Origin of the sequence: Alterirhizorhabdus solaris, assembly GCF_007785815.1 — a bacterium.
In the GTDB taxonomy this organism is placed as follows: domain Bacteria; phylum Pseudomonadota; class Alphaproteobacteria; order Sphingomonadales; family Sphingomonadaceae; genus Alterirhizorhabdus; species Alterirhizorhabdus solaris.
Genome location: NZ_VNIM01000078.1, coordinates 1 through 19,879 on the forward strand (window position 1 = coordinate 1; position 19,879 = coordinate 19,879).

General features: G+C 69.6%; 21 protein-coding genes and 1 tRNA gene. 14 read left to right on the top strand and 8 right to left on the bottom strand.

Annotated features, from left to right (window positions below; all coding sequences use genetic code 11):
* Positions 1 to 173 precede the first annotated feature (173 nt).
* The 3 genes from glnA to map form a co-directional block, all read right to left on the bottom strand.
* On the bottom strand, positions 174 to 1,586 hold the full coding sequence (gene glnA / locus FOY91_RS15950; RefSeq protein WP_145154151.1) for a type I glutamate--ammonia ligase: 1,413 nt from the start codon (positions 1,584 to 1,586) through the stop codon (positions 174 to 176).
* Between the two features lie 85 nt (positions 1,587 to 1,671).
* Positions 1,672 to 2,010 carry a P-II family nitrogen regulator gene (locus FOY91_RS15955; RefSeq protein WP_145154153.1) on the bottom strand — a complete coding sequence of 113 codons (339 nt, stop codon included), beginning with the start codon at positions 2,008 to 2,010 and terminating at the stop codon, positions 1,672 to 1,674.
* Positions 2,011 to 2,196: 186 nt separating this feature from the next.
* The gene (gene map, locus FOY91_RS15960) at positions 2,197 to 3,024 is read right to left on the bottom strand and encodes a type I methionyl aminopeptidase (RefSeq protein ID WP_145154184.1); all 828 of its coding nucleotides are present in this window, start codon (positions 3,022 to 3,024) and stop codon (positions 2,197 to 2,199) included.
* Positions 3,025 to 3,088: 64 nt separating this feature from the next.
* Here map and FOY91_RS15965 point away from each other — a divergent pair, with 64 nt between their 5' ends.
* Together FOY91_RS15965 and FOY91_RS15970 are read left to right on the top strand one after the other, a co-directional pair.
* Positions 3,089 to 3,847 (top strand): competence/damage-inducible protein A, encoded by a 759-nt coding sequence (locus FOY91_RS15965; RefSeq protein WP_145154155.1) that lies wholly within the window; start codon positions 3,089 to 3,091, stop codon positions 3,845 to 3,847.
* 9 nt (positions 3,848 to 3,856) lie between these two features.
* The gene (locus tag FOY91_RS15970; protein ID WP_145154157.1) at positions 3,857 to 5,020 is read left to right on the top strand and encodes a glycosyltransferase; all 1,164 of its coding nucleotides are present in this window, start codon (positions 3,857 to 3,859) and stop codon (positions 5,018 to 5,020) included.
* A gap of 127 nt (positions 5,021 to 5,147) precedes the next feature.
* Here FOY91_RS15970 and radA read toward each other — a convergent pair whose 3' ends face one another.
* Complete coding sequence (radA, locus tag FOY91_RS15975; RefSeq protein ID WP_145154159.1) at positions 5,148 to 6,518, bottom strand: DNA repair protein RadA; 1,371 nt, start codon at positions 6,516 to 6,518, stop codon at positions 5,148 to 5,150.
* Between the two features lie 161 nt (positions 6,519 to 6,679).
* Here radA and FOY91_RS21725 point away from each other — a divergent pair, with 161 nt between their 5' ends.
* From FOY91_RS21725 to FOY91_RS15995, 5 genes are all read left to right on the top strand, one after another.
* Positions 6,680 to 6,841 (top strand): hypothetical protein, encoded by a 162-nt coding sequence (locus FOY91_RS21725; RefSeq protein ID WP_162527251.1) that lies wholly within the window; start codon positions 6,680 to 6,682, stop codon positions 6,839 to 6,841.
* Between the two features lie 181 nt (positions 6,842 to 7,022).
* On the top strand, positions 7,023 to 7,562 hold the full coding sequence (locus FOY91_RS15980; RefSeq protein ID WP_145154160.1) for a CvpA family protein: 540 nt from the start codon (positions 7,023 to 7,025) through the stop codon (positions 7,560 to 7,562).
* A 31-nt stretch (positions 7,563 to 7,593) separates the two neighbouring features.
* Positions 7,594 to 8,037 carry an iron-sulfur cluster assembly scaffold protein gene (locus FOY91_RS15985; RefSeq protein ID WP_145154162.1) on the top strand — a complete coding sequence of 148 codons (444 nt, stop codon included), beginning with the start codon at positions 7,594 to 7,596 and terminating at the stop codon, positions 8,035 to 8,037.
* Between the two features lie 10 nt (positions 8,038 to 8,047).
* On the top strand, positions 8,048 to 9,814 hold the full coding sequence (locus FOY91_RS15990) for a cation:proton antiporter domain-containing protein (protein WP_238995742.1): 1,767 nt from the start codon (positions 8,048 to 8,050) through the stop codon (positions 9,812 to 9,814).
* Positions 9,811 to 10,155 carry a DUF423 domain-containing protein gene (locus FOY91_RS15995; RefSeq protein ID WP_238995743.1) on the top strand — a complete coding sequence of 115 codons (345 nt, stop codon included), beginning with the start codon at positions 9,811 to 9,813 and terminating at the stop codon, positions 10,153 to 10,155. The genes FOY91_RS15990 and FOY91_RS15995 overlap by 4 nt, the downstream gene beginning before the upstream one ends.
* 66 nt (positions 10,156 to 10,221) lie before the next feature.
* On the opposite strand, the gene aroB is transcribed toward FOY91_RS15995, so the two are convergent.
* Both aroB and FOY91_RS16005 read right to left on the bottom strand, forming a co-directional pair.
* Complete coding sequence (gene aroB / locus FOY91_RS16000) at positions 10,222 to 11,340, bottom strand: 3-dehydroquinate synthase (RefSeq protein ID WP_145154166.1); 1,119 nt, start codon at positions 11,338 to 11,340, stop codon at positions 10,222 to 10,224.
* Between the two features lie 10 nt (positions 11,341 to 11,350).
* A complete protein-coding gene (locus tag FOY91_RS16005; protein ID WP_145154168.1) occupies positions 11,351 to 11,890 on the bottom strand; it encodes a shikimate kinase in 540 nt (179 codons plus the stop codon).
* 81 nt (positions 11,891 to 11,971) lie between these two features.
* Here FOY91_RS16005 and FOY91_RS22045 point away from each other — a divergent pair, with 81 nt between their 5' ends.
* From FOY91_RS22045 to FOY91_RS16025, 5 genes are all read left to right on the top strand, one after another.
* On the top strand, positions 11,972 to 12,109 hold the full coding sequence (locus tag FOY91_RS22045) for a hypothetical protein (protein ID WP_203234600.1): 138 nt from the start codon (positions 11,972 to 11,974) through the stop codon (positions 12,107 to 12,109).
* Positions 12,090 to 13,901 carry a hypothetical protein gene (locus FOY91_RS16010; protein WP_145154170.1) on the top strand — a complete coding sequence of 604 codons (1,812 nt, stop codon included), beginning with the start codon at positions 12,090 to 12,092 and terminating at the stop codon, positions 13,899 to 13,901. Before FOY91_RS22045 ends, FOY91_RS16010 begins: the two co-directional genes overlap by 20 nt.
* Positions 13,901 to 14,836 carry a tyrosine-type recombinase/integrase gene (locus FOY91_RS16015; RefSeq protein WP_145154172.1) on the top strand — a complete coding sequence of 312 codons (936 nt, stop codon included), beginning with the start codon at positions 13,901 to 13,903 and terminating at the stop codon, positions 14,834 to 14,836. Before FOY91_RS16010 ends, FOY91_RS16015 begins: the two co-directional genes overlap by 1 nt.
* A 9-nt stretch (positions 14,837 to 14,845) precedes the next feature.
* Complete coding sequence (locus FOY91_RS16020; protein ID WP_145154174.1) at positions 14,846 to 15,787, top strand: acetyl-CoA carboxylase carboxyltransferase subunit alpha; 942 nt, start codon at positions 14,846 to 14,848, stop codon at positions 15,785 to 15,787.
* A gap of 117 nt (positions 15,788 to 15,904) precedes the next feature.
* Positions 15,905 to 17,353, top strand: coding sequence for a M48 family metalloprotease (locus tag FOY91_RS16025; RefSeq protein WP_145154176.1), 1,449 nt, complete (start codon positions 15,905 to 15,907; stop codon positions 17,351 to 17,353).
* Here FOY91_RS16025 and FOY91_RS16030 read toward each other — a convergent pair.
* On the bottom strand, positions 17,286 to 18,089 hold the full coding sequence (locus FOY91_RS16030) for a response regulator transcription factor (protein WP_145154178.1): 804 nt from the start codon (positions 18,087 to 18,089) through the stop codon (positions 17,286 to 17,288). The two genes, FOY91_RS16025 and FOY91_RS16030, sit on opposite strands and share 68 nt — an antisense overlap.
* 505 nt (positions 18,090 to 18,594) lie before the next feature.
* On the opposite strand from FOY91_RS16030, the gene mobC reads away from it, so the two are divergent.
* Together mobC and FOY91_RS21730 are read left to right on the top strand one after the other, a co-directional pair.
* Positions 18,595 to 18,987: a plasmid mobilization relaxosome protein MobC gene (gene mobC, locus FOY91_RS16035; RefSeq protein ID WP_145154180.1), complete on the top strand. Its 393-nt coding sequence runs from the start codon at positions 18,595 to 18,597 to the stop codon at positions 18,985 to 18,987.
* A gap of 69 nt (positions 18,988 to 19,056) precedes the next feature.
* Entirely contained in the window at positions 19,057 to 19,380 is a 324-nt protein-coding gene (locus FOY91_RS21730; RefSeq protein ID WP_162527252.1) for a hypothetical protein, read from the top strand.
* Positions 19,381 to 19,598: 218 nt separating this feature from the next.
* On the opposite strand, the gene FOY91_RS16045 is transcribed toward FOY91_RS21730, so the two are convergent.
* Positions 19,599 to 19,675 (bottom strand) — tRNA-Arg (locus FOY91_RS16045).
* Positions 19,676 to 19,879: the final 204 nt, after the last annotated feature.

Here is a 19,879-nt window from a genome sequence, read left to right on the forward strand (position 1 = left end):
CGTCTGGGAGGGGGCGGGTGCGTGCATCATCGACCTTTGCAGGCGCCTGACGCCGCCGGGTTCATCGTGCAACGCAACATGGTAAGCCGACGGGGCAAAGTCCACCCGCCGCCCCAACGAAAACGGGCGCCGGGTGCTGCCACCCGACGCCCGCCCTTCGGTTCAGCCGTGGCTTACAGCGAGTAGTACATGTCGAATTCGACCGGAGCCGGGGTCATTTCCCAGCGGGCCACGTCGGCGTACTTCGTCTCGATGTAGGCGTCGATCTGGTCGTCGGTGAACACGCCGCCCTTGGTGAGGAAGGCGCGGTTCTTGTTCAGCTCCTCCAGCGCCTCGCGCAGCGACGAGCAGACGGTGGGCACCTGCGACAGCTCTTCCGGCGGAAGATCGTACAGGTTCTTGTCCATCGCCTCGCCCGGATGGATGCGGTTCTCGATCCCGTCGAGGCCGGCCATCAGCAGCGCCGAATAGCACAGGTAGGGGTTGGCCATCGCATCGGGGAAACGCACCTCGACGCGCTTGGCCTTGGCGCCCGCACCGTATGGGATGCGGCACGAAGCCGAGCGGTTGCGCGCCGAATAGGCGAGCAGCACCGGCGCCTCGTAGCCCGGCACCAGCCGCTTGTAGCTGTTCGTCGACGGGTTGGTGAAGGCGTTGCAGGCCTTGGCGTGCTTGATGATGCCGCCGATGAAGAACAGCGCCATCTCCGACAGGCCGGCGTAGCCGTTGCCGGCGAACAGCGGCGTGCTGCCGTTCCAGATCGACAGGTGGGTGTGCATGCCCGAGCCGTTGTCTTCCTTGATCGGCTTCGGCATGAACGTGGCCGTCTTGCCATAGGCCTGCGCGACCTGGCGGACGACGTACTTGTAGATCTGCATGCGATCGGCGGTCTGCGTCAGCGTGCCGTAGGTGAGGCCCAGCTCATGCTGCGCGGCCGCCACCTCGTGATGGTGCTTGTCCATCGGCAGGCCCATCTCGAGCATGGTGGACACCATCTCGGCGCGGATGTCGACGCAGGCATCGACCGGGGCGACCGGGAAGTAGCCGCCCTTGGCGCGCGGGCGGTGGCCCAGGTTGCCGCCCTCATACTTGGTGCCGGTGTTGGTCGGCAGCTCCAGATCGTCGAGCTTGTAGTAGCTGGACGAATAGCTGTTCTCGAACCGCACGTCGTCGAACATGAAGAACTCGGCTTCCGGGCCGATGTACACGTTGTCGCCGATGCCGAGGCTCTTCACATAGGCTTCGGCGCGCTTGCCGGTGGAGCGCGGATCGCGGGCGTACAGCTCGCCCGACACCGGATCGACGATGTCGCAGAACAGGATCAGCATCGGCGTCGCCGAGAACGGATCGACGTACACGGCGTCCAGATCCGGCTTCAGGATCATGTCGCTCTCGTTGATCGCCTTCCAGCCCTCGATCGAGGAACCGTCGAACATGAAGCCGTCGGACAGCTCGTCGTCGGTGACGACGTTCTGGCACATGGTCAGGTGATGCCAGATGCCCTTGGGATCGGTGAAGCGAAGATCGACCCACTCGATCTCCTTGTCCTTGATCATCTTGAGAACGTCGGACGCCTTGTTGGCCATGTTGGAGCCTTCCCCGTGAAAAATAGCTGGAACTCGGTATGGGCGCCCGCCCGCGACCCGCTCGATCGCGTGCCGACGCCTGCAATCAGATCGCGTCGGAGCCGCGCTCGCCGGTGCGGATGCGCAACGCCGTCTCGACCGGGATGACGAAGATCTTGCCGTCGCCGATGCGCCCGGTCTGCGCGGCGTTCTGGATCGCCTCGACCACCCGCTCGGCCAGCGCGTCGTCCACCACGACCTCCAGCTTCACCTTCGGCAGGAAGTCGACGACATATTCGGCGCCGCGGTACAGCTCGGTATGGCCTTTCTGGCGACCGAAGCCCTTGGCCTCGGTAACGGTGATGCCGGATGCGCCGACATCGTGAAGCGCTTCCTTCACTTCGTCGAGCTTGAACGGTTTGATGATCGCTTCGATTTTCTTCATGTCTCGCGCTCCCTCCGGACGAGCGCTTGTCGCGCTGTGTTCAATAAGCGTGCCAGTCGCGCGGGCGCAAGCGCCGGGCACCGATCACGCTTCAAGACACGCTGCACTGCCGCAAAAGTTGGCAATCGGTGAACACGTGCATGAAATTGAGGCAGTCGATGCATCGGTCGAAATCGCCTCGCCCGCTTATGCGTAAGGCGGGCGATGCAGGCCAGCGGGGCTGGTGGTGAAGATCTCGCAGCCCGTCTCGGTGATGCCGATCGAATGCTCGAACTGCGCAGAAAGCGAGCGGTCGCGCGTCACCGCCGTCCAGCCGTCGTCCAGCATCTTCACGTCGGGCCGGCCGATGTTGATCATCGGCTCGATCGTCATGAACATGCCAGGCTTCAGCTCCGGGCCGGTGCCGGGGCGGCCGACATGCACCACCTCCGGCGCATCGTGGAACACGCGGCCCAGCCCATGCCCGCAGAAATCGCGCACCACGCCGTAGCGGTGGCGCTCGGCGAAGGTCTGGATGGCGTGTGCGACATCGCCCAGCCGGTTGCCGGGTTTCGCCTGTTCGATGCCGAGCATCATGGCCTCGTACGTCACGTCCACCAGCCGCCTCGCCTTGATCGGCACGTCGCCGACCAGGAACATGCGGCTGGTATCGCCATGCCAGCCATCCACGATCACGGTGACGTCGATATTGACGATATCGCCCGACTTCAGCGTCTTGGCGCCGGGGATGCCGTGGCACACGACATGGTTGATCGACGTGCAGCAGCTGTGGGTGAAGCCGCGATAGTTGAGCGTGGCGGGGATGCCGCCGCCGCGCAGCATGCATTCGCGTGCGATGCGGTCCAGCTCCTGCGTCTCAACGCCGGGCACGACGTGCGGGACCAGTTCGTCCAGCGCCTCCGCCGCCAGCCGGCCGGCGCGGCGCATGCCCTCGAAACCATCCGGCCCGTAGAGCTTGATCGCGCCCGTGCGCGAAACGGTGTCGCCCTCGGCGACGGTGACATAGCTATCCATGCGGGCAATATAGCATGGCATCGCGGCTTTGCGAGCCGGGCGATGTTGCTCTATGCGCTGGCACATGAACGCACCCCGCATCTGGACCGCCGCCCTGCTCGTGATCGGCGACGAGATCCTTTCCGGCCGCACGCAGGACCGCAACGTCGCGCAGGTGGCGCAGTGGCTCAACGGGGAGGGTATCCGCCTCGCCGAGGTGCGCGTGGTGGCCGACGTCGAGTCGGCCATCGTCGAGGCGGTCAACATCCTGCGCACGCGCAACGATTACCTGTTCACCACCGGCGGCATCGGCCCGACGCATGACGACATCACCGTGGATGCGATCGCCGCCGCGCACGGCCTGTCGGTGGTGGTCCACCCCGATGCGCGCGCCGTGCTGGAACGCCATTACGAGACGCGCGGCGGACTGACCGAGGCGCGGTTGCGGATGGCCCGCGTGCCGGACGGCGCGACGCTGATCGAGAACGCCATGTCGGGCGCGCCGGGCATTCGTCTGGGCAACGTGTTCATCCTCGCCGGCGTGCCGCACATCGCCGCGCTGATGCTCGAGTCGCTTACCGGCACGCTGGAGGGCGGCCGCCCGATGCTGTCGCGCACGCTCGGCTGCTGGGTGCCCGAAAGCGAGATCGCGGACCTACTGGGCGCGACCGAGAAGGCGCATGCCGGCTGCCAGATCGGCAGCTATCCCTTCTTCCGCGAGGGCCGGGTCGGCGCCAACTTCGTCATCCGTTCCACCGAGGCGGAAGGGCTGGATGCCTGCGCCGCCGACCTGACGCGCCAGCTCACCGCGCTTGGCCATCAGGTGGTGGCGGACGGCATCTAGGCTTCCCAGATGGCGCGCATCCTGATCGGGTGGGAACTGGGCGCCAATACCGGCCATATCGTCAAGCTGGCGGGGATCGCGGGCGAACTGGCGGCGCGCGGGCACGAGCCGGTATTCGCCGTGCAGCAGATCGGCACGGTGCCGCCCGGATATCCGGTATGGCAGGCGCCGCTGTGGCCTACCCAACTCGCCACCCTGTCCCGCCGCGCGGAGACTGCGCCCGCCACGATGGGCGACATCCTCGCGGTGCTGGGGCTGGGCGACGCGGCGGCGATGCGCGCGATCATCGCCGCATGGGACGGTCTCCTTGCTGCCGTCAGGCCCGACGTGGTGGCTGCCGAATTCGCCCCCGGCCTGATGATGAGCGCGATCGGGCGGGTGCCGCTGCTGGGGCTGGGCACCGGCTTCTCCCTGCCGCCCGCGCACCTGCCGGTGTTCGCCAGCCTGACCGGGCAGCCGGCCGCACAGGACGAGACGGTGCTGCTCGACGCGGTGAACGCCGCGCTGCGCGCCAACGCCCGACCGCCGCTCGACCGGCTGACGCAGATCTTCACGTCCGATCTGGAACTGCCGGCGGTGTTCCGCGAGATCGACCCGTATCGGGAATGGCGCCGGTCCGCCTACGGCGCACCCTCGGTGATGCCGGCCCCGGCGCTGGCCACGGGCGGGGGGGACGAGCTGTTCGTCTATATGAACGGCCTGATCCGGTGGCCGGACGGTTTCTGGCAGGGGCTGGTCGATTCGCGGCTGAAGGTGCGCGTCCACGATCCACGGTTGAGCGATGCCGATGCCGCCGTGTTGACGGGCGCTGGCCTGATCGTGGAGCGGCGGCCGGTGCCGTTCGACCGGATCGTCGCCCGGTCGCGCATGGCGCTGTCGCACGGGGGGCTGGGGATGGCGTGTTCCGCGCTGCTCGCCGGGCTGCCGATGGCGTTCATGCCGTTCGATATCGAGAAGAAGATGGTCGCCGCCTCGGTCGTCACGCTCGGCCTTGGCGCACGGCTCGATTTCGAGCTGGTGGAGGCGGCCCGGCTGGCGGCGATGCTGCGCGCGACCTTCGAGAACGAGGCTCTCCATGCCCGCGCCCGCGCCGCCGCCCCCGGTTTTCGCGACCGGATGGGGGCGGGGTGCGAGCGGCAGACCGCCGATGCCGTGGAATCGCTGCTGGGGTAAGCGGATCTCTCCGGCCACCTGCCTCAAGCGACGTCGAGGGGCGTGCGGCAAAGATCGCGTTTTGTGTCTCGACTGCGCCCGGCCCAGGGGTGTTCGTCACCCGGTCGCCTGCATATCAGCGCGGTCGTCAGTCGCGCCCGATCATCCGGTCCACCAGCGCGCCCAGCGTGGCATAGCCCGATACCGTCATCCCCGAGCCTTCCTGCTTGATGGAAGACGGGACGGTGGCGCGGGTGAAGCCCAGCTTGGCCGCCTCCTTGAGCCGCAGGCCGGCGTGGGCGACGGTGCGCAGTTCGCCCGACAACGCCACCTCGCCGAACGACACGGTTTCCGGCGGCACCGGCCGCTCCGCCAGCGCCGAGACAAGTGCGGCCGCCACCGCCATGTCTGCCGCCGGATCGACGATGCGGTAGCCGCCCGCCACGTTCAGATACACCTCGGCGGTGGAGAAACTGAGCCCGCAGCGCGCCTCCAGCACGGCAAGGATCATCGCCAGCCGGCCGCTGTCCCACCCCACCACCGCGCGGCGCGGGGTGGCGCCGCTCGCCAGCCGCACGACCAGTGCCTGTATCTCCACCAGCACCGGCCGCGTGCCCTCCATCGCCGGGAACACGGTGGCGCCGGCGATCCCCTCGCCCCGCTCGGTCAGGAACAGCGCGCTGGGATTCGCCACCTCATCCAGCCCGCCCTCGGCCATGGCGAACACGCCGATCTCGTCGGTGCCGCCGAAGCGGTTCTTGATCGCGCGCAGGATGCGATACTGGTGGCTGCGCTCGCCCTCGAACGCCAGCACCGTATCGACCATATGCTCCAGCACGCGCGGCCCGGCGATCGAGCCGTCCTTGGTGACGTGGCCGACCAGCACCAGCGCGGTGCCGCGTTCCTTGGCGAAACGGATCAGTTCGTGCGCCGAGGCGCGGACCTGGCTGACGGTGCCGGGTGCCCCCTCGATCAGGTCGCTGTGCATCGTCTGGATCGAATCGATGATGAGGAGGGCAGGGGGCGTGCCCTTTTCGAGCGTGGTCAGGATGTCGCGTACCGAAGTGGCGGCGGCCAGCAGCACCGGCGCGTGGCCGAGGCCCAGCCTGCGCGCGCGCAGCCGCACCTGATCCGTCGCCTCCTCGCCGGAGATGTAGGCGACCGGCAGCCCCGCCAGCGCCATCCGGGCCGCCGCCTGCAATAGCAACGTCGATTTGCCGATGCCGGGATCGCCGCCGATCAGCGTGGCCGAGCCGGTCACCATCCCGCCACCCAGCGCCCGGTCGAACTCGGCGATGCCGGTGGGCATCCGCGGCGGCAGCTCGACCTCGGCATCGAGGCCGACGAGCGTGACGGTACGCCCGCCGCCGCGCAGATCGTGGCGGGCCGAAAAAGCGGTGACGTTCGACGTCTCCTCCACCAGCGTGTTCCACGCCAGGCAGTCGACGCACTGGCCCTGCCACTTGCTCGTGGCGCTGCCGCACGCCTGGCAGACATAGCGTTTCTGAGCCTTGGCCACGTATCTTCCTCTGGCGAACGAAGCGGGAACGTAGGCGAGGCGCGCGGCGATCTCAAGCGTCGGGGCACGTATCAGCAGCATCTCTTTGCCGCAGGAAAGTTTTGGTAGGGTGACGACTACTCTCTACCAACGTAGTAGTAATACCAGCGAAGGAGGTGGCGATGTTTCACGACCGTGACCAGCATCAGGAGACCGACCGGCGAAACAGGCACGGTGGCGGACAGAAGACCGCGACGCGCGAGCCCGTACCGGCCGGCATGCCGCTCGACGTTTTCTGGGCGCTGGTCGATCCCGTCGATCGCCCCGATCCGCGCACCGCATAGGTTACGACCGGCAGACTCCCCTGTGGCCGGTCGTCTTACGGGAATCGACCCCGCTCTCTCGGTCGCTTCCCTCCTGCTGGACCCGGCTGCCGTCCCCTGGCAGCCGGGTTCCCTTTTGTCCGGCATCCGGCCGGTCGCACCGCAGGTTCCAGCCGGCGGGCATCTGCGCTAACGCGCGGGGATGGGCCTGACGACTCTCGACATCCTCGTGCTGCTGCTGGTCGGCGGCGGTGCGCTGCTGGGTGTGCTGCGCGGGTTCGTCACCGAAACGCTGTCGCTGTTCGCCTGGATCGCGGCGATCCTCGCGGTGAAGATGGCACACGGCCCGGCCACGATCCTGCTGGCGGGGCGGCTCGGTACGCCGACCGCGGCGTCGGTGGCGGCGTTCGTGCTGATCTTCGGCGTGGTCTTCGTCGGCGGCAAGCTGGTGGCGGGCGCGATCGGGCGGCGCACGCGGCAGTCGGTGCTGGGGCCGCTCGATCGGCTGCTCGGATTCGGTTTCGGTGCGCTCAAGGGGCTGATCGGCGCTACCCTGCTGTTCCTGCTCGCCAATCTGGCGACCGATACCTTCTACGGCGGGAAATCGGCCCGGCCGGACTGGATGATCGAATCGCGCACCTTCCCGCTGCTCAATGCCAGCAGCCGGGCGATCGTCGATTTCGTGGCGATGCGCCGCGCGGCGGGACGCGCCGCCGCCGGGGAACGGCCCGCTTCGCGGTAGCGGCGGGGGCCGGCACCGCCTACATGGAGGTATGTCCGCTGCCCTCTACAATTCCACGATCCTGCGCCTCGCCACCGAGATCCCGCATCACGCCCGCCTCGCCGACCCGGCCGCCACGGTGGAGCGCCGCTCGCCGGTATGCGGCAGCCGGGTGACGGTGGACGTGCGGCTGGACGAGACCGGGCGCATCGCCGCGCTGGGGCAGGAGGTGCGCGCCTGCGCGCTCGGGCAGGCCGCCGCGGCGCTGATGGGCGAACACGCCCTCGGCCGCGATGCCGCCGAGCTGGCCGTCGCGCGCGACGAGCTGGCCGCCTTCCTGGCCGGCGAGCGCGATGATCCGGGCGCATGGCCGGGCCTCGATATCTTCGCGCCCGCCCGACCGCACAAGGCGCGTCATGCCTCGATCCGCCTCGCGTTCGAGGCGGTCGCCGAGGCGGCGGCGAAGGCGGGCGCGCCCGCCGCCACGCCCGCATGAGGGCATCGCATTGAACGACAGCCACACCGCGCTGCTGCTGCGCGACGGCGTGCTGCTGCTGGGCGCGGCGATCGTGTCCGTCCTGATCTTCCGCCGGCTCGGGCTGGGCGCGGTGCTGGGCTATCTGGTCGCCGGTGCGCTGCTCGGCCCGCAGGGGTTCGCCTTGGTGGGCGACGCGGAAAGCAAGCTGGGCATCGCCGAACTCGGCATCGTGCTGCTGCTGTTTCTCGTGGGGCTGGAACTGAACCCCGCCCGGCTTTGGCGGCTGAAGCGCGACATCTTCGGCTTCGGGCTGGCGCAGGTGCTGTTGTGCGGCGCGGGGCTGAGCCTCGCCATCTATCTCCTCACCGGCTTCTCGCCCGCCGCCTCGCTGGCGCTGGGGCTGCCGCTGGCGCTGTCGTCGACCGCGCAGGTGCTGCCGATGCTGCAATCGGCGGGCCGGATGAACACGCCGCTGGGCGAACGCGCCTTCTCGATCCTGCTGTTCCAGGATCTGTCGATCGTGCCGCTCATCACGGTGATCGCCGCCCTGTCGCGCGCGCCGGTCGATCCCGCCGCGCCGCCGGGCTGGCTGCTGGGCGTCTATACGGTCGCCGCGATCGTCGGGCTGGTGCTGGCCGGGCGCTACATCATGAACCCGCTGTTCCGCCTGATCGGGGGGCTGGGGGAGCGCGAGCTGTTCGTCGCCGCCGGGCTGTTCACCGTGCTCGCTTCGGCGGCGGTGATGGAGTGGCTGCATCTCTCGACCGCGCTCGGCGCGTTCATCGCCGGAATGATGCTGGCCGACTCGCCCTACCGGCACGAACTGGAGGCGGATGTGGAGCCGTTCCGCACGATCCTGCTCGGGCTGTTCTTCATCGCGGTCGGCATGATGCTGGATCTGCATGTGGTGGCGGCGCGGCCCGCGTTCGTGATCGGCATGGCGCTGCTCGTGGTGGTGGTGAAGGCCGCGCTGATCTACGGCATCGCCCGCGCGTTCCGCATCGCCAACCGGCAGGCGCTGGCGCTGGGCCTGTTGCTGAGCCAGGGCGGCGAATTCGGCTTCGTGTTGTTCGCGCAGGCCGAGGGGGCGCGGCTAATCGCGCCCGAGGCGGCCAGCCTGTTCGGCGCGATCGTCACCCTGTCGATGGCGACGACGCCGTTCCTGATGAAGCTGGCGCGGCCTTATTATCAGAGCGTCGGCCCCGGCGCGCGCGATGATCTCGACCGGCCCGACGGCAATTCCGCACCCGCGATCGTGGTGGGCTACGGCCGCTTCGGGCAGACGGTGGCGCAGATGCTGATGGCCAAATCGGTGCCGGTGACGATCATCGACCGCGATGCCGAACAGATCGACGTCAGCACCGATTTCGGCACCAAGGTGTATTACGGCGACGGCTTGCGGCTGGACCTGTTGCGGCTGGCCGGCGCGGGCGAGGCGCGGGCGATCGTCTTCTGCGTCGACGGCGACGGGCTGACGGCCGAGGTGCTCGATCCGCTCCTGCGCGCGTTTCCGCAGGCGGCGGTGCTGGCGCGGGTCTATGATCGCCGCTCGCTGATCCGGCTGGACGGGCTGGACCTTGCCGGCACCACGCGCGAGGTGTTCGAGTCGGCGGTGTGCATGGGGCGGCAGGCGCTGGGGGCGATGGGGTTCGCGGACGAGGAGATCGCCACGGTGGAGCAGGAATACCGCGCGCGCGACGGGCGGCGGCTCGAGGCGCAAAGCCGCTCGGGCGATCTGCGATCGGCGATGGAGACCATGTTCTCCCCCGATCGCGCGCTGGGCGGCAAGGCATGAAGCGCGGCGGGATGATCGTCGCGCTGGCGGCGTTTTCGGGCGCGATGGCGGTGATGGCCGGGGCCTTCGGCGCGCATGGCGCCAGCGGCAAGGCGGCCGAGTGGTTGCGGACGGGCGCGCTGTACCAGATGGTCCATGCGGTCGCGGCGATCGTGGCGACGGGCCTGCCGCGCGGGCGCGGCCCGGCATGGCTGTTCGTGGCCGGCGGCGGGCTGTTCGCCGGTACGCTCTATGCGATGGCGCTCGGCGGCCCGCGCGTGCTGGGGGCGATCACGCCGATCGGCGGGGCGGCGCTGATCGGCGGCTGGCTGTGGCTGGCGGCGGGGTCGCTGCGGCGCTGAGACGTGCTTTCGGGCGGCATGATGGTCGAGCCGGGCCGGCCGAAGGTTCGTCCCGACCGGGAAATCTCAGGCCGCGTCCGTCCTCTGGCGCTCGTCCTCCAGAAACGCCGCCACCTCGTCGAGCGACACGTCCTTCGCCAGAAACGTCCGGCCGATGCCGCGCGCCAGCAGGAAGGGCAGGCGGCCGCCCTCCATCTTCTTGTCGTGCGCCATGTGCGCCACCAGCGCTGCGCCGTCCGCCCGCACCCCGGCGGCGTCCAGCGTGGTCGGCAGGCCGGCGGCGGCGAGGTGGCGGGTGACGCGGGCGGCATCGTCCGCCGGGCACAGGCCCAGGCGGGCGGAGAAGCGGAAGGCCAGCGCCATGCCCGCCGCCACCGCCTCGCCGTGCAGCAGCCGGTCGGAAAAGCCTGTATCCGCCTCCAGCGCATGGCCGAAGGTGTGGCCCAGGTTCAGCAACGCGCGCGTGCCGGTCGTCTCGCGTTCGTCCGCCACCACGATCCGCGCCTTGGCCGATACGCTGTGGCGGATGGCGTGGGCACGCGCCGCGGAGTCGCCGGCCAGCAGCGCCGGCAGGTTCGCCTCGCACCAGTCGAAGAAAGCGGCGTCGTCGATCAGGCCGTACTTCACTACCTCGGCATAGCCCGCCAGCATCTCCCGCCGGGGCAGCGTGTCGAGCGTGGTGGGGTCGATCAGCACGAAGGCCGGCTGGTGGAATGCGCCGATCAGGTTCTTACCCGCTGCGCTGTTGATCGCCGTCTTGCCGCCCACCGACGAATCAACCTGCGCCAGCAGCGTCGTGGGGATTTGCACGAAGCCGCAGCCGCGCTTCAGGATGGCGGCGGCGAACCCCACGAGATCGCCGATCACCCCGCCGCCCAACGCGATCACATGGTCGCCGCGCTCGATCCCGCGTTCCAGCATCGCATCGGTGAGGGCGGCAAGCTGGCCCCAGCTCTTGGTCGCCTCGCCGGGGGGCAGGATCACCGTGTCGTGCCGCAGGCCCGCCGTATCCAGCGAGGCGGTGAGCCGGGCAAGCTGGGCGTCGGCGACATGCGCGTCCGTCACGATCAGGAAGCGGGCCTGTCGCGCGAAAAGGGCGAGCAGCGTGCCGGCGCGATCGAGCGCGCCGTCCTCGATCAGGATGTCGTAGGCGCGCTCGCCCAGCGGAACCGGAACCGTGGTCATAGCGGGCTGGTCATTGCGAAAGGGCCTTCAGGATCGCCTCGACGGTGGCCTCGTGCGGCAGCGGCTCGCTGCGGACGTGGACCGGGGCGAGCGCATAGAACGGGTTCCGCGCCGCCGCCAGTTCCGCCAGCACCGCGCGCGGATCGCGGCCCTGCAACAGCGGCCGCCCCTCGCGCCGGCCGACGCGGTCGGCCAGCACGTCGATATCGGCATCCAGCCAGATCGCGGTGGCGCGCGCCAGGATCAGGTCGCGCGTCTCGGCCTGCATGAAGGCGCCGCCGCCGGTGGCGATCACCTTGGCCCGCCCGTCGATCAGCCGCGCGATCACGCGGCGCTCGCCGTCGCGGAACTCCGGCTCGCCGAAACGGGCGAAGATTTCGGCGATGCTGAGGCCTGCTGCCTGCTCGATCTCGTGGTCGGCATCCACGAACGGCAGGTGCAGCCGCGCGGCCAGCCGCTTGCCCACCGTGGACTTGCCGACGCCCATCATGCCGATCAGGACGAGCGGGCGCTTGCGGAGCGGACTGGCGGCGTTAAGGCTGTGCGACATCGCGGCGGGGCTATACACAGTGCGGCCGCATCGGGCAAAAGCCGCGCCACGGCCAGCCCGCGCTTATGCACAGGAACCTCGATGTCGCGTTTTTCCCTCCTGCTCATCCTGATCCTCGTCGTGATCGTGGGGGGTATCATCCTCCTCGGCACGGTGAATACCGAAGTGGCGCCGGTGCGCGTGGAAAAGGCGATGCTGAATGAAGCGTCCGCCAGCTAGGCGCGCGCTGGCGCTGCTCGGCGGCGCGGCGCTGGTCGGTCTTGGCAGCGTCGCGCTCGGCCAGCAGGCGCCGGAGTCGCTGCTGCCCCCCGGTTTCGGCGATGCCGCCCCGCCGCCGCCTGCCGCGCCGCCGGTGCCGCCATCGGGCGGGACCGGGGCCGGGCAGGCGGCACCACCGGTCGATCTGCTGCCGTCGCTCCCGCTGACACCACCGACGGACGACGCCGACCCGCTCGCGCTGGACGAGGAGGTGCCGGCCGAGCCGCTCGAACTGCCCGATTACGCCCGCCGTTCGGTCGCGGCGGTCGGCCCGTTCACCGATGCCGGTTATGGTCTGCCCGCCGATGCTTTCGGCGGGGCGGACGGCCGCTTCCTCGGCGGACTGATGCGCCGGCTGGACGCGCCGTTGCCCTCGCGCTGGGAATCGATCCTGCTGCGGCGGGCGCTGCTCTCCCGCACCGCCGCGCCGCGCCGGGTGAATCCGGTCGACTGGGTGGCGGAACGCGCGTGGCTGCTGCTGCGGCTGGGCGAGGCGGATGGCGCGCGGATGCTGGTGCAGTCGGTCGATGTCGATCGCTACACCCCGCGCATGTTCCAGGTGGCGATGCAGGCGGCGCTGGCGACGGCGGACCCGGCCGGCTTCTGCCCGATCGCCGGCCCCGGCGGTGCGACCAGCGGCGAGGCGGCGTGGCCGCTGGCCGCCGCGATCTGCGATGCGCTGTCCGGCGAGGCGGCGACCTCCGGTGCGCTGCTCGATCGCGCGCGGGCCAAGCGACTGGCGGGCGGGATCGACCTGCTGCTGACCGAGAAGGTGATCGGCGCGGGGGCGAACGGCCGTCGCGCGGTGAATATCGAGTGGGACGGGGTGGAGCGGCTGACGGCCTGGCGCTTCGGCCTCGCCAGTGCGGTGGGCCTCAACATCCCCGACCCGCTGTTCATGACGGTCGGCCCGCAGGTGCAGGCGTGGCGCGCGCGCGCGCCGATGCTGGCGCCATCGCTGCGGATCGCGCCGGCGCGGGTGGCAGCTGCGCTGGGCGTGTTCTCCAACGCCTCGCTGGTGGATCTCTACGGCACGGTGGCGGATCAGACCGATCCGACCGAAATCGACCAGACCGATGCCGGCCGGCTGCGCGCCGCCTATGTCGGCGAGGACGATGCCGCCCGGATGACTGCGATCCGCCGCCTGTGGGATGGCGCGCGCGGATCGCGTGACCGCTATGCGGCGGCGGTGCTGACGGCGCGCGCCGCCGCCCGCATCCGGCCCGATCAGGCGCATGCCGCCGAGACCGCGGGGCTGGTCGGCGCGATGTTCTCCGCCGGGCTGGACCGGCAGGCGGCGCGATGGGCGCCGGTCGTGTCGGCCATGTCGGCGGCGGAGGCCGACCCGGCATGGGCGATCCTGGCGGTGGGCAGCGAGCGCCCGGTGGTGGACGTGGGCCCTGGCCGCGTCGGCGCATTCACCGAACGCGCGGGCGAGGCGAGCCGCCGGGCACAGCTGATCGTCGCCGCGCTGGGCGGCCTCGGTCGCCTCTCGCCGGCCGCCGCGACGCGGCTGGCGGAAGCGAACGGCCTGTCGCTCGTGGCGCAGGATCGCTGGGTCCGCGCGCTCGATCTCGCGGCACAGGCGGGGCAGCAGGGCACCGTCGCGCTGCTGGTTGCCACGGGCATGCAGACCGCGCGGTGGGACGGCGTGCCGGCGCATTACCTGTACCACATGCTCACGGCGCTGCGGCGCGTGGGGCTGGAGGGCGATGCCCGGATGATCGCCGCCGAGGCGATGACGCGATCCTGATGGACGGTGTGAGCATCGGCGGCGATGCCACGCTGATCGAACGCTTTCTCGAGATGCTGGCGGCGGAGGCAGGCGCCGCGCGCAACACGCTGGCGGCCTATGCCACGGACCTGCGGCTGGCGTCCGACCTGCTGGGTGGCGGGCTGGCCGGGGCGGACGAGGCGGCACTGGCGCGGCTGGGCGAGGCGTGGATGCCGCTCGCCAGGGCCAGCGTGGCGCGCAAGTCGGCGGCGGTGCGGCGCTTCCTCGGCTTTCTCGCCGACGAGGGGTTCCGGCCCGACGATCCGTCCGCCGCACTGCCCCGCCCCGGCACCGCGCGTACGCTGCCCCGCACGCTGGGGCACGGCGACGTCGATCGGCTGTTCGCCACGCTGGCCGGGCGTGAGGCCACGCCCGCCACGCTGCGGCTGACCGCGCTGGTGGAACTGCTCTACGGATCGGGCCTGCGCGCGACCGAACTGGTGTCGCTGCCGCGCCGGGCGATCCGGGGCGATGCGCCGTTCCTGATCCTGCGCGGCAAGGGCGGGCGCGAGCGGCTTGTGCCGCTGTCCGATCGAGCGCGCGCCGCCGTGGCCGTGTGGGAGGTGCGGGTGCCGGCGGAAAGCGCGTGGCTGTTCCCCTCCGGCAAGGCGCATCTCAGCCGGGTGCGGCTGTTCCAGTTGCTGCGCGAACTGGCGGCGGAAGCCGGCATTCCGCCCGAGCGGGTCAGCCCGCACGTGCTGCGCCACGCCTTCGCCACGCATCTGCTGGAGGGCGGGGCCGATCTGCGCGCGTTGCAGATGCTGCTTGGCCACGCGGACATTGCCACCACGCAGATCTACACCCATGTCGACAGCCAGCGGCTCGTCGCGCTGGTCAATGCCCGTCACCCGCTGGCCGACGCCCACGTCGACCCCGCCGACGCCCGCGTTGACGTAAGCGATGACGCGGCCTAACCGGCGCGGATGGTCGCCTTCCTCGATTTCGAAAAGCCCATTGCCGAGCTGCAGGGGCGCATCGCAGAACTGCGCGAGACGGCGGAGGCCGGCGCGATCGATATCGATGCCGAGGTCGCCCGGCTCGAGGCCAAGTCGCAGAAGCTGCTGCGTGATACCTACGCCAGACTGGCGCCGTGGCAGAAGACGCAGGTGGCGCGCCACCCGGAACGGCCGCACCTCAAGGACTATATCGCCGGCTTCGTCGCCGATTTCGTGCCGCTTGCGGGTGATCGCGCCTTTGCCGAGGACAAGGCGATCGTCGGCGGCCTGGGCCGGATCGCCGGGCGGCGCGTGATGGTGATCGGGCACGAGAAGGGCGAGGATACCGCCAGCCGCCTGCGCCACAATTTCGGCATGGCCAAGCCCGAGGGCTATCGCAAGGCGATCCGCCTGATGGAACTGGCCGACCGCTTCGGCCTGCCGGTGGTGAGCCTCGTCGATACCTCAGGCGCTTTTCCCGGTATTCAGGCGGAGGAGCGCGGGCAGGCCGAAGCCATCGCGCGCTCCACCGAGGCATGTCTCGCGCTCGGCGTGCCGCTCGTTACGGCGATCGTGGGCGAGGGCGGCTCCGGCGGCGCGGTCGCGCTGGCGGCGGCCAACCGGGTGCTGATGTTCGAGCATGCGGTCTATTCGGTGATCTCGCCGGAAGGTTGCGCCTCGATCCTCTGGCGCACGGGCGAGAAGGCGGCGGACGCGGCCGAGGCCATGAAGATCACCGCCGCCGATCTCAAGCGGCTGGGCGTGATCGACCGTATCGTCGCCGAGCCGGTGGGTGGCGCGCATCGTGACCGGGCGGCGGCAATCGCCGCGCTGGGCGCCGCGCTGGCCGACGAGCTGGTGCAACTGGCCGATACGCCGCGTGACGAGCTGCGCGCCGCCCGCCGCGCCAAGTTCCTCGCCATCGGCTGAACCGCGCGACGTGTCGAGCGTCTGCCGGCGATCGGGCGAGGCGACGACATATCGGGCGGAACCGCACCCGATCCCGCCGGTTCATCTCCCGTCGTTCGGGGCAGGGGATAGCGAAATATGAAGCGAGTGATCGCGTGGGGCGTCGCGGCGTCGCTGCTCGGCTATACGGTGGGCGGCAGCGCAGTGGGCGTCACCCAGTCTGCCCGCAGTATTTCCGCCAGCGACAAGGCGACCGGCGCGAAGGCGCACCCCGAACTGCTTCAGGAATATGGCGGCGCGTACACCGGCCCGCAGGCGGCCTATGTGCGCGGCGTGGGGCAGAAGATCGCCGTCCAGTCCGGCCTATCCAACTCCCAATCCGATTTCACCGTCACCCTGCTCAATTCGCCGGTGAACAACGCCTTCGCCATTCCCGGCGGCTATGTGTACGTCACGCGTCAGCTGCTCGCGCTGATGAATGACGAGGCGGAACTGGCCTCGGTGCTGGGGCACGAGGTGGGCCACGTCGCCGCGCGCCACGCGAACAAGCGCAATACCACCTCCACCATCGGCAGCGTGCTGGCGGGCGTGCTGGGGGCCGTGACGGGCAGTTCGGCACTGGGGCAGCTGGCCAGCAGCGGCGCGCAGCTAGTGACGCTGCGCTTCTCGCGCCAGCAGGAATATCAGGCGGACGACCTCGGCATATCCTATCTCGCGCGGGCCGGGTACGATCCTTACGCCGCCGCCGACATGCTCGCCGCGCTCAATGCGCAGACCGCGCTCGACGCGGACATCAAGGGTGGAGACGATGCGCGCGCCGTCCCGAGCTGGATGAGCACGCACCCTAACGGTGCCGACCGCGTCGCTCGTGCCCGCCAGCAGGCGACCACCACCGGTATCGCGATCACCGATCGCCAGCGCAACGGCGATGCCTTCCTCGCCCGGCTGGACGGCCTGCTCTACGACGACGACCCCGCGCAGGGGATGATCGACGGGACGAACTTCCGCCATCCCAAGCTCCGCATCGGCTTCACCGCGCCTGCCGGCTATCGGCTCGCCAACTCGCCCAGCGCGGTGTCGATCAGCGGCACCGGCGGGCAGGCGCAGTTCAGCGGCGGCGCGCTCGGCAGCGGCCTGCCGGCGTATGTCGATGGCGTGTTCCGCAAGCTGGGCGGGGCGGGCGCGCCCGACACGCTGCGACAGATGCGCGTGAACGGGTTGCCGGCGGCCTATGCCACCGCCCGCGCCACCAGCGGCCAGCGCGCGGTGGATATCACCGTGTTCGCCTATCAGATGGGGACGAACGACGCCTATCACTTCATGCTCGTCACCCCGTCCGGCAGCGGGATCGGCCCGTTCGCGCCGATGGTGCAGGGGTTTGCCCGACTGACCGACGCACAGGCTGCGGCGATCAAGCCACGTCGGATCGAGATCGTCACCGTGAAGTCCGGCGACTCGGTCGGCAGCCTCGCCAGCCGCATGGGCTATGCCGATCAGCGGGTGGAACGGTTCCGCACGATCAACGCCTTGGCCGGCGACGCACGTTTGCGAGTGGGGCAGAAGGTAAAGCTGATCGTCGCGGGCTGAGCGCGGGCCGCGCCGCCGGCGGCGGCGCGGCCGCACCGATGGCCGGATCGTAATCGAGCCGGTAACCCCGCCCGTACAGCGCCGACAGGGTGAAGCCCAGTTCGGGCCGCAACTCCAGCTTCGTGCGCAGGCGGGAGACATGCACGTCGAGCGTGCGCGTGAGCGGCGCGACCTCGTCGCCCCAGATCGTCCGCAGGATGTCTTCGCGGGCCAGCGCCTGCCCGCTCCTGCGGCACAGCAGCAGCGCCAGCTTATACTCCTTGGCGGTAAGCGGCACGGCAGTGTCGCCCACGCGCACGCTCAGTCGATCCGACTGGAAGGCGAGGTGACCGAGCACCGCCTCCACCCGGCCGGCCTGCGGCGGCACCCGGCGGATCGCCGCGTTGATCTGCGCCAGCAGCAGGCGCGGCGGCAACGGGCGGGAGAGGCAGTCGTCCACCCCCTCGTCGAGAGCGGCCACCACCCCCTCGGTGTCGCTGGCGAGGCCGATGACCGGCAGCGAATAGCCGAGCCGCGCCCGCATGCCCGTCATCAGGTCCAGCGAGGCGATGTCGGGCAGCGTGCGCTCGATCAGGATCAGGTCGAACTGGTCCCGATCGATCTCGCGCAAGGCGCCCGTGCCTGTCTCGAACCGACGGCAGACATGCCCGGCGCTGCGCAGCGTGGCGAGGATGGAGCGGGCAATCATGGCATCATGCTCGACGAGCGCGATACGGCACCGGCGGGGGCTGTCCATGCACCGCTGCTAGCAAAGCCGGCGGGTTTCCGGTCGGACAAGCCTGTCCATTATGGCAGGAGCGGGGGCGGCGGCGGGCCTGAAGGAGCGCGAACGCCGGATGGATGGCGGTGATGGCGGGGCGCTGGTGGCGATGAACGTCGTCGACCATCATCTGTCGGGCGAGCTGTGACCACCTGAAGATCGGCGAAAGCCGCGAAGCGCTGCCGCAACGGTGCAATCGCTACCCGGCCCGCCCGATAGCCGGACGATGGCGGATCGCTGGCAATACCGCATCGACCGGACCGAAAATGGCGCGCCTCTCCGGTGAGATATCGAACCAATTGTTCAAGGATCTGGAGGACTGGAACCGGATTCTCAACGCCACGTCATTAGCACCGCCGTCCCCGTGACCGCATGTTGAGCCCACTCTGATTCGCTGATCCTCACTCAATTGAACCTTGCGCTCGCCCCGTATCCCCCCGGATACGGGGTTCGCTGCGCTACAGCCATTTCCCGTAAAGCCATGCCCAGTTCCGTCACCCGCCCTGCGCCGTTCTCGTTGCGCCTGACGCCGGAAGACCGTGCACGGCTGAACCGTGACGCTGCCGGGATGCCACTGGGTGCGTATATCAGGTGGCGGCTGTTCGATCCCGCAAATCCCCCGCCTCGGCTAAGGGGCAAGTTCCCGGTCAAGGACCATCAAGCCGTTTCAGCATTGTTGGGGAAGCTCGGCTCTACCCGCATTGCCAACAACCTGAACCAGCTCGCACGCGCCGCCCATTCAGGTTCGCTCGTGCTTACTCCCGACATCGAAGCCGAGCTGCACCAAGCAGCCGCCGACATCGCAGCCATGCGCGATCTGCTCATTACTGCTCTCGGCCTGGCGGACGCTGCGCGCGCGGAGGACGCGCCATGATCTTGAAGGCATCACAACGCGGCGGCGGGATGCAGCTTGCCGTCCACCTTCTCAAATCCGAAAACGAGCATGTCGAAGTCCATGAAGTACGCGGCTTCGTCTCGGACGATCTCAAAGGATCAAGCCGACGTGCTGGCGGTCGATTTGATGGCGGGATTGTCCGTTCCGCAGGTCGTCCGACGCATGATTCGCGAGGAATATGACGACGACCCGGACGGGACCATGAGCCTCTACACCACCTGGAATCTGCACAGGAACCTCTGGCACAGGCTGGAGCGGCTGAATGCGGTGCGAGCCATGTTCGACCCGAAACTGCGGCAGCTCGCGGTGCCTGACGTCTATACGGTGCGCCGCCACCTCATCGAACTGCAGAAGACCCTCGACGCCGGGTAAGGTCGGCGACCGTGGATTGAGCGGTCCTTCGTCACGTGCGCGAATTGTCACAGCGATTGGTCTCCGGCAACGGGCGTTCCTGGCCAACCGGGACGGGACGGGCCGCGGTTAAGTCGCGATCTGGGCGCTGGTGGATGCCGCTGGCTGACGTGCTGGGATCAAAACCCGGCGCGCGATATGAAAAATCGGCGCAGGCTTACTGCTGAAGGACAAGATGATGGCGCGCCCGACAGGATTCGAACCTGTGGCCTGAAGCTTAGAAGGCTCCTGCTCTATCCAACTGAGCTACGGGCGCGCACATGGGGATCCGTCGTCGTCCGGCTTTCGGAATGGTCGTCGCTTTCACGTTCGTCCCGAAGGCATTCGACGGTATCTCGGATCGCGGCCGGAATAGCCGCTGGCGGCGGGGGCGACAAGCGGCGGCAGGCGGGGAAAATCTTCGTCGCGCGGGTTCGTCCGCCGCGCTAAGTTCGTAGGATGGAACAGGGGCATCAGGGGC